We start from the raw sequence: 14,069 nt of genomic DNA, 5'->3' as shown, positions 1-14,069 counted from the left end.
TGCGGGGGCCGGTATCCTGGACGGGCTATGAGCCCGACCACCGGTCCGGTGTATCTCGACCACGCTGCCACCACCCCGATGCATCCTGCTGCCATCGAGGCGATGACGGCCGCCCTGGCCACCGCCGGTAACGCCTCCTCGCTGCACACAGCGGGCCGCGACGCCCGGCGCCGGATGGAAGAGGCTCGGGAGAGCATCGCGGCCCGGCTAGGTGCCCGCCCGTCCGAAGTGATCTTCACCGCCGGCGGCACCGAGAGTGACAACCTCGCCGTCAAGGGCAGCTACTGGGCACGTCGCGACGCCGAGCCGACCCGCCGCCGCATCGTCACCACCGCCGTCGAACACCATGCGGTCCTCGACGCGGTCACCTGGCTCGCCGAGCACGAGGGTGCCGAGGTGACGTTCCTGCCCACCGAGCGCGACGGCTCGGTGACCGCCGGGGCGCTGCGCGAGGTGCTGCAGGCGCACGATGACGTGGCGGTGGTCTCGGTGATGTGGGCCAACAACGAGGTTGGCACGGTCATGCCGATCGCTGAGCTGGCCGCCGTGGCCGCCGAATTCGGCGTGCCGATCCACAGCGACGCCGTGCAGGTGGCCGGCCATCTCCCCGTCGACTTCGCCGCCTCCGGCCTGTCGGCGATGAGCCTGGCCGCCCACAAATTCGGCGGACCCACCGGCGTCGGCGCCCTGCTGCTGCGCCGCACCACCGCCTGCGTCCCGTTGCTGCACGGCGGCGGTCAGGAACGCGATATCCGTTCCGGCACACCGGATGTCGCAGGTGCGGTCGCGATGGCGGCGGCTCTCGACGTCTCCGTCGCCACGCTGGACGTCACTGGCGCGCGCCTGCGGACGTTGCGCGAGCGGTTCATCAACGGGGTCTTGGGCTCCATCGCCGACACGCATCTCAATGGAGCCGTTGGTGATCGCCGGCTGCCGGGCAACACCCACTTCACCTTCCGCGGTTGCGAGGGTGACTCCCTACTGATGTTGTTGGACGCCAACGGAATCGAATGCTCCACCGGCTCGGCGTGCACGGCCGGTGTGGCCCAGCCGTCGCATGTTCTGCTGGCTATGGGCGCCGACGCCGAAGCCGCCCGCGGCTCGCTGCGATTCTCGTTGGGTCACACCAGCGCCGAGGCCGACATCGACGCCGTGCTGCGGGTGCTGCCCGCGGTCGTCGAGCGGGCCCGTCAGGCCGCACTGGCCAGTTCGGCACTGGGAGCGCTGCGATGAGGGTGCTGGCCGCGATGAGCGGCGGCGTCGACTCGTCGGTGGCCGCGGCCCGGATGGTCGACGCCGGACACGAGGTCGTCGGTGTGCACCTGGCACTGTCCAAGGCGCCCGGCGCACTGCGTACCGGTTCGCGCGGTTGCTGCTCCAAGGAGGATGCCGGCGACGCCCGACGGGTTGCTGATGTGCTCGGAATCCCGTTCTACGTCTGGGATTTCGCCGACAGGTTCGCCGAGGACGTGATCGACGACTTCGTCGCGTCCTACGAGCGCGGCGAGACACCGAACCCGTGTGTGCGGTGCAACGAGAAGATCAAGTTCTCCGCGCTGGCCGTCAAGGCGCTGGCGCTGGGCTTCGATGTGGTGGCCACCGGCCACTACGCCCGGCTGTCGCAGGGCCGGCTGCGCCGCGCGGTCGACGTCGACAAGGACCAGTCCTACGTGCTGGGCGTGCTGAGCGCCCGGCAGCTACGCCACGCCGCGTTCCCGATCGGGGACACCCCCAAGCCGGCGATCCGCGAAGAGGCTGCCCGCCGCGGCCTGTCGGTAGCCGAAAAGCCCGACAGCCACGACATCTGCTTCATCCCCTCCGGAGACACCCAGGCCTTCCTCGGCGCCCGGATCGGCGTGCGGCGCGGGACGGTCGTCGACGACGCCAGCGGGGCCGTCCTGGCCGAGCACGACGGTGTGCACGGGTTCACCATCGGCCAGCGCAAGGGACTCGGTATCGCCGGGCCCGGACCTGATGGCCTGCCGCGCTACGTCACCGCGATCGACGCCGAATCCCAGACGGTGCGGGTGGGCGCGAAAGAAGATCTCGAGATTCGGTCGCTGACCGGCACTCAGCCGGTATTCACCTCCGGTGTCATGCCGCAGGGTCCGGTGGAGTGCGAGGTGCAGGTCCGGGCACACGGCGGCGTGGTCCCCGCTGTGGCCGAAGTCGTGGGTGACGAGCTGAGGGTCGCGCTGCGGACCCCGATCCGCGGTGTGGCACCGGGCCAGACGCTCGTGCTCTACCGACCCGATCCGGCCGGTGACGAAGTCATCGCCAGCGCGACGATTACCCTCGGTCGTTGATCCTCCGCGCCATGAGGTGGCAACGCCTTGCCTGGATGTCGACGCTGCTGATTGCGGCGTTGTGCGTGCTCCCGATCGCCGTCAGCCACGCGGACGTGCCGCGCTGGTCCGGTCTGGATGCCCGGTTCTACGACGGCCCGATACCGCCGCCGGGAAACACCATAGAGTCGGTTCCGCTGGATCCGGCGCTGTCGGTCCGCGGCGCCGGCGCGGCCTACCGCGTGCTCTACTCCACGCTCAACCAACACGGCCAGCCCGCTGTCAGCACCGCCGCGGTGTTCCTGCCGCCGGGGCCGGCTCCTGACGGCGGGTTCCCGATCATCGCCTGGGCGCACGGGACTGTGGGTCTCGGCGACGACTGCACCCCCTCGGCGCTGCCGCGCAGCGCGCGTGACGACGAATACCTGTCGCACTGGCTCGCACAGGGCTATGCGGTGGTCGCGAGCGACTACGTCGGGCTTGGCACCCCTGGCCTGATGAGTTACCTCAACAGCGTCGCCACCGCCCACAACGTGATCGACTCGGTGATCGCCGCTTACCGGATGGGCCTGCCCCTGTCACCGCAATGGGCGATCGTCGGCCAGTCCCAAGGCGGCGGTGCCGCGATCAGCAGCGCGCGCTGGGCCACCGAGTTCAGTCAAGGCAGCGGCCTGGACTACCGCGCCGTCGTCGCGACCGGAACCCCGGCCAATATCGACAAACTCATCCAAGAGGCCGGCCCAGATTTCAAGATTCCTGAACTCGGCCCGATTGCCAACGCCTACGCGGCCTACGTTCTGGCCGCCCTTCGCGAGGTCCGCCCTGACCTGAACATTGACAGCGTTCTCAGTCCCGCCGGACTGAACGCCGCCAACCGTGCCGAAACCCTCTGCGTCCATGCCCTTTCCGATGAGCTCGCGCATCTGAAACCGGCACAGTTCTTCACCGCGCCGCTGAATTCGATCCCGGGTATGGCGCAGGCGCTGCACGACTTCATGGGCACCCCATCGACGGGTTTCGACCGGCCGATCTTCCTCGGTGTAGGCCTGCTCGACCGCGACGTCCCCCCGGCCTCAACGCTGTCGTTCTACGACCAACTCGTCGCCAACAACGAGAACGTCACGCTGCGCGTCTATCCCGAAGAAGACCACAGCGGCACCGTGCTGGCCTCCCTGCCCGACTCGACACCGTTTCTGCGAAAGGCGTTTGCCGGCTGAGGTCGGGCCTCAATTGGCCGGAATTTTGTTGAGGATGTTGGACATCACGATTTCGGGGACCGACTCCGGATACGTGCAGAGTGTCACTTCCACCAGTACCGAGGCTTTGAGTCGGTAGTCGCGCCCGCACCGGCCCGGTCGGGTGCGCAGCGATTCGGTGTCCGCGGTGACTTCTCCGACCAGATACGGCCCCATCGGACCGGCCTCGCAGCGATGCACCGTGGTCGAGAGGCTGTTGAACGCCTGCCGTGCGCTGGCATCGTCGCGATAGGCGGCGGCCGCCTCCGAGATCAGCGCGCGCCGGGCCGGGTGCTGAAAGCTGGTCTTGTGAAAGTCCTCGACATCGGTGCCGAAGGTGTCGGTCTCGGCGAACAGGAAGCGGCAATCGGTGGGGACCGATGCGGCGAGTGGCTCGATGTCGACCGGCGCTGTGCCGTCCATGGTCGCAATGATCGTCAGGTCCTGGCCGCCACCAGTGATGGCCTGCAGCTGCGCCTGGGTGAGCAGCACCTGGTCCACGTCGACGATCCCGGGTGGGCGATACGGCGGCTCGCTCAAGGCGCGCAGCCCGTCGCCGTCGAGCCAGTGGGTGCAGCCGGTCAGCACGGCTGCCGCCGCGCAACAGACCAGCCCCGCCCGCACCGTCATGACCTCGCGGTAGGCCCCCGGTGCAGTGCTGTCGCCGGGCCTTCCAATACGGTTGGCCGGTGAGTGATTTCGCGGCGGGCACCGGGATGGGTTCGTGGCCGGGCTCTTCGCCGCGAGAGGCCGCCGAAATCATCGTCGGGGAACTGCACCGGCTGCCGCACCTGGTCGAGTTGCCGGCCCGTGGCGTGGGTGCGGACATGATCGGCCGCGCCGGCGCGCTGCTGGTCGACATCGCCATCGACACCGTTCCGCGCGGCTACCGCATCGTCGCCCGGCCAGGTGCTGTCACCCGCCGGGCCAAGAGCCTGCTCGACGAGGACATCGACGCCCTTGAGGAAGCGTGGGAGAAGGCCGGCGGACCCGGGTCGGGGCGCCCGGTCAAGATCCAGGCACCCGGCCCGATCACGCTGGCCGCCCAGCTGGAGCTCGGCAACGGCCATCGGGCGCTCACCGACGCCGGGGCCGTCCGCGACCTGACGTCTTCGCTGGCCGAGGGGGTAGGGCGGCACCGCGCCGAGGTGGCGCGGCGGTTGGCGACGACGGTGGTGGTGCAGTACGACGAGCCGGTGCTGTTCGCCGCGCTGGCCGGCCGGTTGAGCGGGGTCAGTGCGCTCAACACGGTGCATCCGGTCGACGAGCCGCTGGCGATCGGTCTGCTCGATGAGTGCGTGGCCGGTGCCGGCACCGAGGTGCTGCTGCACAGCTGCTCGCCCGAATTGCCGTGGAATGTCCTGCAGCGCAGCGCGATCAATGCGGTTTCGGTGGACGTGTGCACGCTGGGTGAGGCCGACTTTGATGGGCTGGGGGAGTTCCTCGACTCGGGCCGCACCGTGGTCTTCGGCCTGGTGCCGACGAGCGCGCCGGCGAAGCGGTCGTCGGCCGAGGAGGTGGCTGCGGCAGCGGTTGTGATCACCGATCGGATCGGCTTCTCCCGCAGTTCGGTTCGCGGTCGCGTCGGCATCAGCCCGGCGTGCGGGCTGGCCGGTGCGACCGCGCAGTGGGCTCGCGTCGCGATCGGCCTGTGCCAGCGGGCCGGCGACGCCGTCACCGAGGACCCCGAAGCGATCTAAACGCGGCGGTGCCGAGTGTGGTTCCTATGCACAGTTTTTGGACATTCTCGGTGCATGCGGCCGACTGTCGTGCCGCGAGTTGACGGTCTGGGGTTGCCCTCCTCCTGAAATCCAGCCTTGACGGCTACTCGGCAGGAAGTGTGGCACAGCGCGATCAGGGCGCTCGGGCACAACCCGCGGCCCCGCCAAGCCGGAGTGATCCAGTATGCGAGTTCGGCCGAGCCGTCATCGAGATTGACCGCTTTCAACGACGCGCGCCCCAGCAGCTCGTTGCTCGCGTTATTGGTCAACGCCCAATTCAACTGGGACCCGGTGGCCCATCCGTCCACACATTCGCCGATCCACTGGCGCGCCTCACTCAGGGAGTCGGCTCGGTGTGCGTGCCAGCGCTGGATACCCGGATCGAGGAATGCCTCTACAAGAGCTGCGGCATCGTTGACCTGCCACGGGCGCAGCAGCGACGGTGCAAACCTGGCGATGCTCGACGGCGCCGAACTCGGCGCGGCGATCGCCGGCCATCCGCACGACATCGAAGCGGCGCTGGGCAACTACGAGGCGGCACTGTTCCCCCGCGGCCAGGCAATGGCCGCCGGCGCCTGCAGCCGAAACGACGCGTCCGCAAGCTCTTTCACTTCGGCCCAGTCGACCTTCGCGGCATCGAAGTCCAAACCCAGCCAGCCGTACGGGCCCAGATAGGCCGGGTAGAAGAAGCGGGGATCGTCCTGAAGCGCTTCGCGCTCGCTGTCATCGACCTTCACCAGCAGGGCATGGTCATAAGGCGTATGCGGGCCATCGGGATTCTTGCGGCTGCCGCCGTAGATCGCGAACATCTTCGGCGCCGAGAACGTCGGCCGACCGTGCGAGATCTTTTCGACCGCCTCGGGAAATCCCAGTGCGATCGTGCGCAGCCTGGCCAGGATCGGGTCGGCGTCGTCGAACATGATCGGATGCGACATGGCTCAAGATTGCCACGTCGGTGTGCTCGACTAGCCTGCCAGAGTGGCTTCAGAGACGTCCGATCACGCGACCGACCCCGTCGATCCGGATGTGCGCCGGCGCTGGCAGGACCTCGCCGAAGAGGTGCGTGAGCATCAGTTCCGGTACTACATCAAGGACGCGCCGATCATCGCCGACGCCGACTTCGACACGCTGTTCAATGAGCTGCTCGCACTCGAGGAGCGCTACCCGGAACTAGAGGTCGCCGACTCGCCGACCCAGCTGGTGGGTGGCGCGGGCTTCGCCACCGATTTCGCCGAGGCCGCCCATCTGGAGCGGATGCTGTCGCTGGACGACGTGTTCAACACCGAGGAACTGGCGGCCTGGTCCAACCGGGTGGAGGCCGAGATCGGCCGCGACCCTCAGTACCTCTGCGAGCTCAAGATCGACGGGGTGGCCATCGGCCTGGTGTATCGGGACGGGCGGCTGGAGCGCGCGGCCACCCGCGGCGACGGCCGGGTTGGCGAGGACGTCACCAACAACGCCCGGACCATCGTCGATATCCCCGAAACCCTCACCGCCTCAGAGGAATACCCGATACCTGCGGTTCTCGAAGTGCGCGGGGAGGTGTTCTTCCGGCTCGCCGACTTCGAAAACCTCAATGCCGGGCTGGTCGAAGAGGGCAAGGCGCCGTTCGCCAACCCGCGTAACAGCGCGGCCGGCTCATTGCGGCAGAAGAATCCAGCGGTCACTGCCAAGCGCCGCTTGCGGATGATCTGCCACGGACTTGGCTATACCGAAGGCTTCACCCCGGATACGTTGCACGACACCTACTTCGCGTTGAAGGCCTGGGGGCTCCCGGTTTCCGAGCGCACCACGCGGGTGGCCGGACTGGCCGCCGTCGAGGAGAAGATCACCTACTGGGGCGAGCGCCGCCACGAGATCGAGCACGAAATCGACGGCATCGTCGTCAAAGTCGATGACTTCGCCCAGCAGCGCCGCCTCGGCGCCACGTCGCGCACGCCGCGCTGGGCGGTCGCCTACAAGTACCCCCCTGAGGAAGCCCAGACCACGCTGCTCGACATCAAGGTCAACGTCGGCCGCACCGGCCGGGTCACCCCGTACGCGGTGATGACGCCGGTGAAGATCGCCGGATCGACCGTCGAAATGGCCACGCTGCACAACGGCTCGGAGGTCAAGCGCAAAGGTGTCTGGATCGGCGACACCGTGATGATCCGCAAGGCCGGCGACGTCATCCCCGAAGTGCTCGGGCCGGTCATCGAACTGCGGCCTGATGGCGCACATGAATTCGAAATGCCGACCCATTGCCCGGAATGCGGGACACCGCTGGCCCCGGCCAAGGAAAGTGACGTCGACATCCGTTGCCCGAACTCGCGGTCGTGCCCCGCTCAGTTGCGCGAGCGGGTCTTCCACCTGGCCGGCCGTGGCGGACTGGATATCGAAGGGCTCGGCTACGAAGCGGCGACGGCGCTGCTGAACGCCAAGGTCATCGGCGACGAGGGCGATCTGTTCGGCCTCACCAGCGCCGACCTGCTGACGTCGGACTTCTTCAAGACCAAAGACGGTGCCCTGTCGGCCAACGGCGCGCGGTTCCTGATCAACCTGCACCAGGCCAAGGATCGCCCCTTGTGGCGGATTCTGGTGTCGCTGTCCATCCGGCATGTCGGGCCGACCGCCGCGCGCGCATTGGCTGTCGCGTTCGGCAGCCTCGACGCGATCATGGCGGCCACCGAGGAGCAGCTGGCCGATGTCGAGGGCGTCGGGCCGACCATCGCCGCCGCGCTCATCGAGTGGTTCGACGTGGACTGGCACCGTGCGATCCTCGACAAGTGGAAGGCCGCCGGCGTGCGGATGGAAGATGTTCGCGACCCGGCGATAGCGCCGACGCTGCAGGGACTTTCGATTGTGGTGACCGGCTCGCTGCCCGGGTTCTCCCGCGACGAGGCCAAGGAGGCCATTATCACCCGCGGCGGTAAGGCGGTCGGCTCGGTGTCGAAGAAGACCTCATTCGTGGTGGCCGGGGATGCGCCGGGTTCGAAGTACGACAAGGCCGTCGAGCTGGGTGTGCCGATCCTCGACGAGGACGGCTTCCGCACCCTGCTGGAGCAGGGGCCACCCGCGCCCGAAGAGTCCGAGGAGCCCGAAGAGGCGGCGGACTGAGTCAGCGCAGGATCGTGGCGACAATCCCGGCCAGGTAACCCAACCGGGCCACTTCCGAGGGCCGGAACAACGCCCGGGCGGCCGAGCATGACCGCGGTGTTGGGATCACCCAGCGGCGCCGCCGCCAGCGTGGTATCCATGTCCCGCCACACCTGCGGTACCCACGCGGCGGTGCCGTCGAGTGCCTCGGCATGGGCCAGCGGCAGCCACGGTGCCGACTCCGCCTGAGTCTCTGGCGCACCAGAGCTGCCCGCGATGCGCCGCAGACCCGACTCCGAGATTCGGGCCACCGTGCACCAGCCGACCCGCAACACTCGCGGCGCCTCATCAGCAAGTACCTGCAATCGGTCATCATGGTCGGCGGCGGCGATGTGGTCGATCAGCTCCAGCTCGCGGTGGGCTTCCAGCAGCCCGGTGTGCGGCCGGATGGTGTCCACCCGGACACCGTCGAGGCGTTCGGCCGCCGTGATCAGAGCGTCGGGCATCGCGCCGTGCGGCAGATCGACCACCAGATCGTCGATGGCGTATCCGGATCCGCGCTCGACGACGTCGAGGGACAGGATGTCGGCGCCGACCGAGCCTAGGGCGACCGCGAGGGAGCCGAGGCTACCGGGCCGATCGGCCAGCTGGACCCGCAGCAGATACGAAGGCACGCCGCCACCCTTTCATAGCCGCCTGGACTCAGCATTCTGGCAGGTTCGCGTGCCGGTAACGCAGCCATCTAGGCTTGAGCACCGTGTCCCAGATCTCCCGCGACGACGTCGCCCGGTTGGCCAAGCTGGCCCGGCTGGCGTTGACCGACCACGAACTCGATAGCTTCGCCGGCCAACTCGACGCGATCTTGGGCCACGTCAGCCAGATCCAGGCTGTCGACACCGGCGATGCGAAGCCGACCGGCAACCCGTTGACAAATGTGAACGTCACCCGCGCTGACGTGGTTCAGCCGTGCCTGACTCAGGACCAAGCGCTCGCCGAGGCTCCGGTCTCCGTCGACGGCCGGTTCGCGGTGCCGCAGATCCTGGGGGAATCAGAATGAGTGCGATGAGTGACCTCACGCGCCTTGACGCCGCCACGCTGGCGGAAAAGATCGCGGCCAAGGAGATCTCCTCGGTCGAGGTGACCCAGGCCTGCCTGGACCAGATCGCCGCCACCGACGAGCAATACCACGCCTTCCTGCATGTCGCCGCCGATCAGGCGCTGGCCAGTGCCGCGCGCACCGACGCCGCCGTCGCTGCCGGGGAGGCGCTGCCGTCGCCGCTGGCCGGTGTTCCGTTGGCGCTCAAGGACGTGTTCACCACCACCGATATGCCGACCACGTGCGGGTCGAAGATCCTCGAGGGTTGGGTGTCGCCCTACGACGCGACGGTGACTGCCCGGCTGCGCGCCGCCGGCATCCCGATCCTCGGCAAGACCAATATGGACGAGTTCGCCATGGGCAGCTCGACCGAGAACTCCGCCTACGGCCCGACTCGCAACCCGTGGGACACCGACCGGGTGCCCGGCGGCTCGGGTGGTGGAAGCGCGGCTGCGCTCGCCGCGTTCCAGGCCCCGCTGGCGATGGGCACCGACACCGGCGGCTCGATCCGCCAGCCGGCGGCGCTGACCGCGACGGTCGGGGTCAAGCCGACGTACGGCACGGTCTCGCGCTACGGCCTGGTGGCGTGCGCGTCGTCGCTGGATCAGGGCGGGCCGTGTGCCCGTACGGTGCTGGACACCGCGCTGCTGCACGCGGTGATCGCCGGGCATGATCCGCGCGACTCCACCTCTCTCGAGGCTGAGGTTCCCGACGTGGTCGCCGCGGCGAAGGCCGGGGCGGCGGGCGATCTTTCGGGTGTGCGCGTCGGTGTGGTCAAGCAGCTGCGCAGCGGCGAGGGCTACCAGCCCGGCGTGCTGGCGTCGTTCAACGCCGCCGTCGAGCAGCTATCTGCCCTCGGCGCGCAGGTCAGCGAAGTCGACTGCCCGCACCTGGACTACTCGCTGTCCTCTTACTACCTGATCCTGCCGTCGGAGGTGTCGAGCAACTTGGCCCGCTTCGACGCCATGCGGTATGGCCTGCGGGTCGGCGACGACGGCACCCATTCCGCCGAAGAGGTGATGGCACTGACTCGGGCGGCCGGTTTCGGCCCAGAAGTTAAGCGCCGCATCATCATCGGTACGTACGCATTGTCGGCAGGCTACTACGACGCCTACTACAACCAGGCGCAGAAGGTCCGCACGCTGATCGCCGGCGATCTCGATGCGGCCTACGAGAAGGTCGATGTCCTGGTGTCCCCGGCGACACCGACCACCGCGTTCCGGTTGGGGGAGAAGGTCGACGATCCGCTGGCGATGTACCTGTTCGACCTGTGCACGCTGCCGCTGAACCTGGCCGGACACTGCGGAATGTCGGTGCCCTCAGGCCTCTCACCCGACGACAACCTGCCGGTCGGACTGCAGATCATGGCGCCCGCCCTGGCTGACGATCGGCTCTACCGGGTGGGTGCGGCTTACGAGAGTGCACGCGGTCCGCTGCCAACGGCGATCTGACAGGGCAGGATAGGGCCCATGCGAATCGGAGTGCTCACCGGCGGCGGCGACTGTCCCGGACTCAACGCCGTGATCCGGGCGGTCGTCCGGACCTGCGACGCCCGCTACGGCTCCTCGGTGGTCGGCTTCCTCGATGGCTGGCGTGGCCTGCTGGAGGACCGCCGGATCCAGCTGCACAACGACGACCGCAACAACCGGCTGCTGGCCAAGGGTGGGACGATGCTGGGCACCGCCCGCACCAACCCCGACAAGCTGCGCGCCGGGCTCGACGACATCAAACAGACGCTGGAGGACAACGGGATCGATGTGCTGATCCCGATCGGGGGCGAGGGCACGCTGACCGCCGCGCACTGGCTCTCGGAGGAGGGTGTGCCCGTCGTCGGGGTGCCCAAGACCATCGATAACGACATCGATTGCACTGACGTCACATTCGGCCACGACACCGCGCTGGAGATCGCCACCGAGGCCATCGACCGGTTGCACAGCACCGCGGAATCGCATCAGCGGGTGATGATCGTCGAGGTGATGGGCCGCCACGCCGGCTGGATCGCGCTCAACGCCGGGCTGTCCTCCGGCGCGCATATGACGTTGATCCCCGAGCAGCCCTTCGATGTCGAAGAAGTGTGCCGGCTGGTCAAGAAGCGCTTCCAGCGCGGTGAATCCAGCTTCATCGTCGTGGTCGCCGAGGGTGCCAAGCCGGCCGAGGGGTCGATGCAGCTACGACAGGGCGGCACCGACGAGTTCGGCCACGAGCGGTTCACCGGGGTGGCCCAGCAGCTGGCCAATGAGGTGGAGAAGCGGATCAAGAAGGAAGCGGGTCACCGTACCATGTTCAGCGCGGCGGCACTCCGACGGCCTACGACCGGGTGCTGGCCACCCGGTTCGGTGTCAACGCCGCCGACGCCGCGCACGCCGGCGAGTACGGGGTGATGGTGTCGCTGCGCGGGCAGGACATTGGGCGGTGCCGCTGGCCGATGCGGTGCGTCAGCTCGCTGGTGCCACAGAGCCGCTACGACGACGCGGCCGCCTTCTTCGGCTGAGTTCTTGCTGGGCCCGACGGCGGATCTGGGCCCACTAGGATTGGCGACATGACTGCCGCAACGCAGGCCGACCTGCTCGATTACGACGATGTCGTCGCCCGTTTCGACCCGGTGCTCGGTCTGGAGGTGCACGTCGAGCTGTCGACGGCCACCAAGATGTTCTGCCCCTGCTCGACGACGTTCGGCGCCGAGCCCAACACCCAGGTGTGCCCGGTCTGCTTGGGCCTGCCGGGTGCGCTGCCGGTGCTCAACGCGGCCGCCGTCGAATCGGCCATCCGGATCGGCTTGGCACTGAACTGCTCGATCGCCCCGTGGTCGCGGTTCGCGCGGAAGAATTACTTCTACCCCGACCAACCGAAGAACTACCAGATCTCGCAGTACGACGAGCCGATCGCGTTCGACGGCTACCCGAGGTCCCGCTGGACGACGGCACCACCTTCCGCGTCGCCATCGAGCGGGCGCATATGGAGGAGGACACCGGCAAGCTCACCCACCTGGGCGGCGACACCGGCCGCATCCACGGTGCGACCACCTCGCTGCTGGACGTCAACCGGGCCGGGGTGCCGCTGATCGAGATCGTCACCAAGCCGATCGAAGGCGCTGGGGAGCGGGCCCTGAGGTTGCCCGCGCCTATGTGACCGCGCTGCGCGACTGCTGCGCGGGCTCGGCGTCTCCGATGTGCGAATGGATCAGGGTTCGTTGCGCTGCGACGCCAACGTATCGCTACGCCCGATCGGCCAGGCCGAATTCGGTACCCGCACCGAAACCAAGAACGTCAACTCGCTCAAGAGCGTCGAGGTGGCGGTCCGCTACGAAATGCGCCGTCAGGCAGCCGTTCTCACCGACGGCGGCACGATCCGCCAGGAGACCCGGCACTTCGACGAGGCGGGCTTCACCTCACCCGGCCGTGACAAGGAAACCGCCGAGGATTATCGGTACTTCCCCGAGCCCGACCTGGAGCCGGTGGCGCCAGCGAGGAAACGGTAGAGCGCCTGCGCGCGACCATCCCCGAGCTTCCATGGTTGTCGCGCAAGCGAATTCAGGATGAGTGGGGTGTCTCCGACGAGGTGATGCGCGACCTGGTCAACAACGGTGCGGTCGACTTGGTGACCGCGACCGTCGCCGGCGCATCCAGCGAATCGGCTCGGGCCTGGTGGGGAAACTTCCTGGTGCAGAAGGCCAATGAAGCTGGCGTCGAACTCGATGCGCTGGCCATCACACCGGCCCAGGTCGCCAAGGTCATCGCCCTGGTCGACGAGGGCACGCTCGAACAAGCTGGCTCGCCAGGTGATCGAGGGTGTGCTGGCCGGTGAGGGCGAGCCCGACCAGGTGATGGCCGACCGCGGCCTGGCCCTGGTGCGCGATGACTCACTGATTCAGGCCGCCGTCAATGAAGCGCTCGAGGCTCATCCCGATATCGCCGAGAAGATCCGCGGCGGCAAGGTGCAGGCCGCCGGTGCGATCGTGGGTGCGGTGATGAAGGCGACCAAGGGTCAAGCCGACGCCGCGCGGGTGCGCGAATTGGTGATGGCGGCCTGCGGGCAGAGCTAAGCGCTCAGGCGCGAACGGTCGATCCACCACTGTTCGTGGAGTCGGCGACAGCGCCCTGCGGATAGCGGCTCGTCGCAGTCGTAGCGGTCCATGACCGCGGCGGCGCCGGCGAAATCCAGGTTGCTGGTGCCCAGCGTGGTGACGACTATGGTCGCCAGCCCGGCCGATCGCGCAGTGTGAAAGCCGGCCGTCGAATGTTCGACGGCCATCGCAGCGTCGACGGCCACCCCGAGCGCATACAGCGCCCGGTGGTACACCTCGGGATCGGGTTTGGGCCGCACCACGTCGTCGCCGGTGATCATCACCTCGACAACACCGTCCCCGATCAGGTCCCGCACCAACGGCTCGATCCGATCCCGTGACCCGGCGGCGGTGATGCCGACCCGGATATCGCCGCAATGCAGGCTCCAGACCAGGTCCCGGAACATGTGGGCAGCGCGCTCGGTGGCCGCCAGCGGGGTGTCGAGGTCGAAGATGACGGCTCGGAGTGCGGGCACGTCGGCGTGGGCGCAACGTGCTCGATCCCACCAGAAGGACTGGTTCCGGCTGATCGTGTCCAGGGTCATCGTGGCCACGCTCGAAGTATGGCCCCGGTCACACCCCGGGGCATCCCCC

The 14,069-nt window shown here is 68.2% G+C and carries 11 protein-coding genes and 3 pseudogenes; 9 read left to right on the top strand and 5 right to left on the bottom strand.

Annotated elements, in window-relative coordinates; genetic code table 11:
* The first annotated feature begins 27 nt into the window (after nucleotides 1-27).
* From G6N13_RS00135 to G6N13_RS00125, 3 genes are read left to right on the top strand one after another with little or no spacing between them, the layout of a single operon-like run.
* Nucleotides 28-1,233, top strand: a complete 1,206-nt coding sequence (locus G6N13_RS00135; protein WP_163694315.1) for a cysteine desulfurase family protein — start codon at nucleotides 28-30, stop codon at nucleotides 1,231-1,233.
* Nucleotides 1,230-2,306, top strand: a complete 1,077-nt coding sequence (gene mnmA / locus G6N13_RS00130) for a tRNA 2-thiouridine(34) synthase MnmA (RefSeq protein ID WP_163694314.1) — start codon at nucleotides 1,230-1,232, stop codon at nucleotides 2,304-2,306. The genes G6N13_RS00135 and mnmA overlap by 4 nt, the downstream gene beginning before the upstream one ends.
* A gap of 11 nt (nucleotides 2,307-2,317) precedes the next feature.
* Complete coding sequence (locus G6N13_RS00125) at nucleotides 2,318-3,502, top strand: alpha/beta hydrolase family protein (protein WP_235677878.1); 1,185 nt, start codon at nucleotides 2,318-2,320, stop codon at nucleotides 3,500-3,502.
* 9 nt (nucleotides 3,503-3,511) lie between these two features.
* On the opposite strand, the gene G6N13_RS00120 is transcribed toward G6N13_RS00125, so the two are convergent.
* Nucleotides 3,512-4,150: a sensor domain-containing protein gene (locus G6N13_RS00120; RefSeq protein WP_163694313.1), complete on the bottom strand. Its 639-nt coding sequence runs from the start codon at nucleotides 4,148-4,150 to the stop codon at nucleotides 3,512-3,514.
* Between the two features lie 59 nt (nucleotides 4,151-4,209).
* On the opposite strand from G6N13_RS00120, the gene G6N13_RS00115 reads away from it, so the two are divergent.
* Entirely contained in the window at nucleotides 4,210-5,220 is a 1,011-nt protein-coding gene (locus tag G6N13_RS00115; protein ID WP_163694312.1) for a methionine synthase, read from the top strand.
* Here G6N13_RS00115 and G6N13_RS00110 read toward each other — a convergent pair.
* Both G6N13_RS00110 and G6N13_RS00105 read right to left on the bottom strand, forming a co-directional pair.
* On the bottom strand, nucleotides 5,217-5,750 hold the full coding sequence (locus G6N13_RS00110) for a GNAT family N-acetyltransferase (RefSeq protein WP_163694311.1): 534 nt from the start codon (nucleotides 5,748-5,750) through the stop codon (nucleotides 5,217-5,219). The two genes, G6N13_RS00115 and G6N13_RS00110, sit on opposite strands and share 4 nt — an antisense overlap.
* 18 nt (nucleotides 5,751-5,768) lie before the next feature.
* Nucleotides 5,769-6,176, bottom strand: coding sequence for an MmcQ/YjbR family DNA-binding protein (locus G6N13_RS00105; protein ID WP_163694310.1), 408 nt, complete (start codon nucleotides 6,174-6,176; stop codon nucleotides 5,769-5,771).
* Between the two features lie 43 nt (nucleotides 6,177-6,219).
* Between G6N13_RS00105 and ligA the strand changes: the two genes are divergently transcribed.
* Nucleotides 6,220-8,337, top strand: coding sequence for an NAD-dependent DNA ligase LigA (ligA, locus tag G6N13_RS00100; RefSeq protein WP_163694309.1), 2,118 nt, complete (start codon nucleotides 6,220-6,222; stop codon nucleotides 8,335-8,337).
* Nucleotide 8,338: 1 nt separating this feature from the next.
* On the opposite strand, the pseudogene G6N13_RS24420 reads toward ligA, so the two are convergent.
* Nucleotides 8,339-8,990: pseudogene (locus G6N13_RS24420) on the bottom strand (amino acid-binding protein).
* Nucleotides 8,991-9,073: 83 nt separating this feature from the next.
* Between G6N13_RS24420 and gatC the strand changes: the two are divergent.
* The 4 genes and pseudogenes from gatC (at nucleotide 9,074) to gatB (ending at nucleotide 13,454) form a co-directional block, all read left to right on the top strand.
* Nucleotides 9,074-9,373, top strand: a complete 300-nt coding sequence (gene gatC / locus G6N13_RS00090; RefSeq protein ID WP_163701448.1) for an Asp-tRNA(Asn)/Glu-tRNA(Gln) amidotransferase subunit GatC — start codon at nucleotides 9,074-9,076, stop codon at nucleotides 9,371-9,373.
* A 5-nt stretch (nucleotides 9,374-9,378) separates the two neighbouring features.
* Entirely contained in the window at nucleotides 9,379-10,863 is a 1,485-nt protein-coding gene (gene gatA / locus G6N13_RS00085) for an Asp-tRNA(Asn)/Glu-tRNA(Gln) amidotransferase subunit GatA (RefSeq protein ID WP_163694308.1), read from the top strand.
* Between the two features lie 18 nt (nucleotides 10,864-10,881).
* A pseudogene (locus G6N13_RS00080) lies at nucleotides 10,882-11,903 on the top strand (ATP-dependent 6-phosphofructokinase).
* Nucleotides 11,904-11,951: 48 nt separating this feature from the next.
* A pseudogene (gene gatB / locus G6N13_RS25590) lies at nucleotides 11,952-13,454 on the top strand (Asp-tRNA(Asn)/Glu-tRNA(Gln) amidotransferase subunit GatB).
* On the opposite strand, the gene G6N13_RS00070 reads toward gatB, so the two are convergent.
* Nucleotides 13,451-14,020: an HAD family hydrolase gene (locus tag G6N13_RS00070; RefSeq protein ID WP_235678123.1), complete on the bottom strand. Its 570-nt coding sequence runs from the start codon at nucleotides 14,018-14,020 to the stop codon at nucleotides 13,451-13,453. The pseudogene gatB and the gene G6N13_RS00070 overlap by 4 nt on opposite strands.
* Nucleotides 14,021-14,069: the final 49 nt, after the last annotated feature.

This window comes from Mycolicibacterium sarraceniae (genome assembly GCF_010731875.1).
GTDB classification, from domain to species: Bacteria; Actinomycetota; Actinomycetes; order Mycobacteriales; family Mycobacteriaceae; genus Mycobacterium; species Mycobacterium sarraceniae.
The sequence above is the reverse complement of the archived record's forward strand: the minus strand, read 5'-3'. Positions and strand labels throughout refer to the sequence as shown.

What these genes read in the sequence shown, in the direction of transcription:
- G6N13_RS00135 (WP_163694315.1), top strand. Translation starts at nt 28, where the DNA reads ATGAGCCCGACCACCGGTCCGGTGTATCTCGACCACGCTGCCACCACC.
- mnmA (WP_163694314.1), top strand. Translation starts at nt 1,230, where the DNA reads ATGAGGGTGCTGGCCGCGATGAGCGGCGGCGTCGACTCGTCGGTGGCC.
- G6N13_RS00125 (WP_235677878.1), top strand. Translation starts at nt 2,318, where the DNA reads ATGAGGTGGCAACGCCTTGCCTGGATGTCGACGCTGCTGATTGCGGCG.
- G6N13_RS00120 (WP_163694313.1), bottom strand. Translation starts at nt 4,150, where the DNA reads ATGACGGTGCGGGCGGGGCTGGTCTGTTGCGCGGCGGCAGCCGTGCTG.
- G6N13_RS00110 (WP_163694311.1), bottom strand. Translation starts at nt 5,750, where the DNA reads ATGTCGTGCGGATGGCCGGCGATCGCCGCGCCGAGTTCGGCGCCGTCG.
- G6N13_RS00105 (WP_163694310.1), bottom strand. Translation starts at nt 6,176, where the DNA reads ATGTCGCATCCGATCATGTTCGACGACGCCGACCCGATCCTGGCCAGG.
- gatA (WP_163694308.1), top strand. Translation starts at nt 9,379, where the DNA reads ATGAGTGACCTCACGCGCCTTGACGCCGCCACGCTGGCGGAAAAGATC.
- G6N13_RS00070 (WP_235678123.1), bottom strand. Translation starts at nt 14,020, where the DNA reads ATGACCCTGGACACGATCAGCCGGAACCAGTCCTTCTGGTGGGATCGA.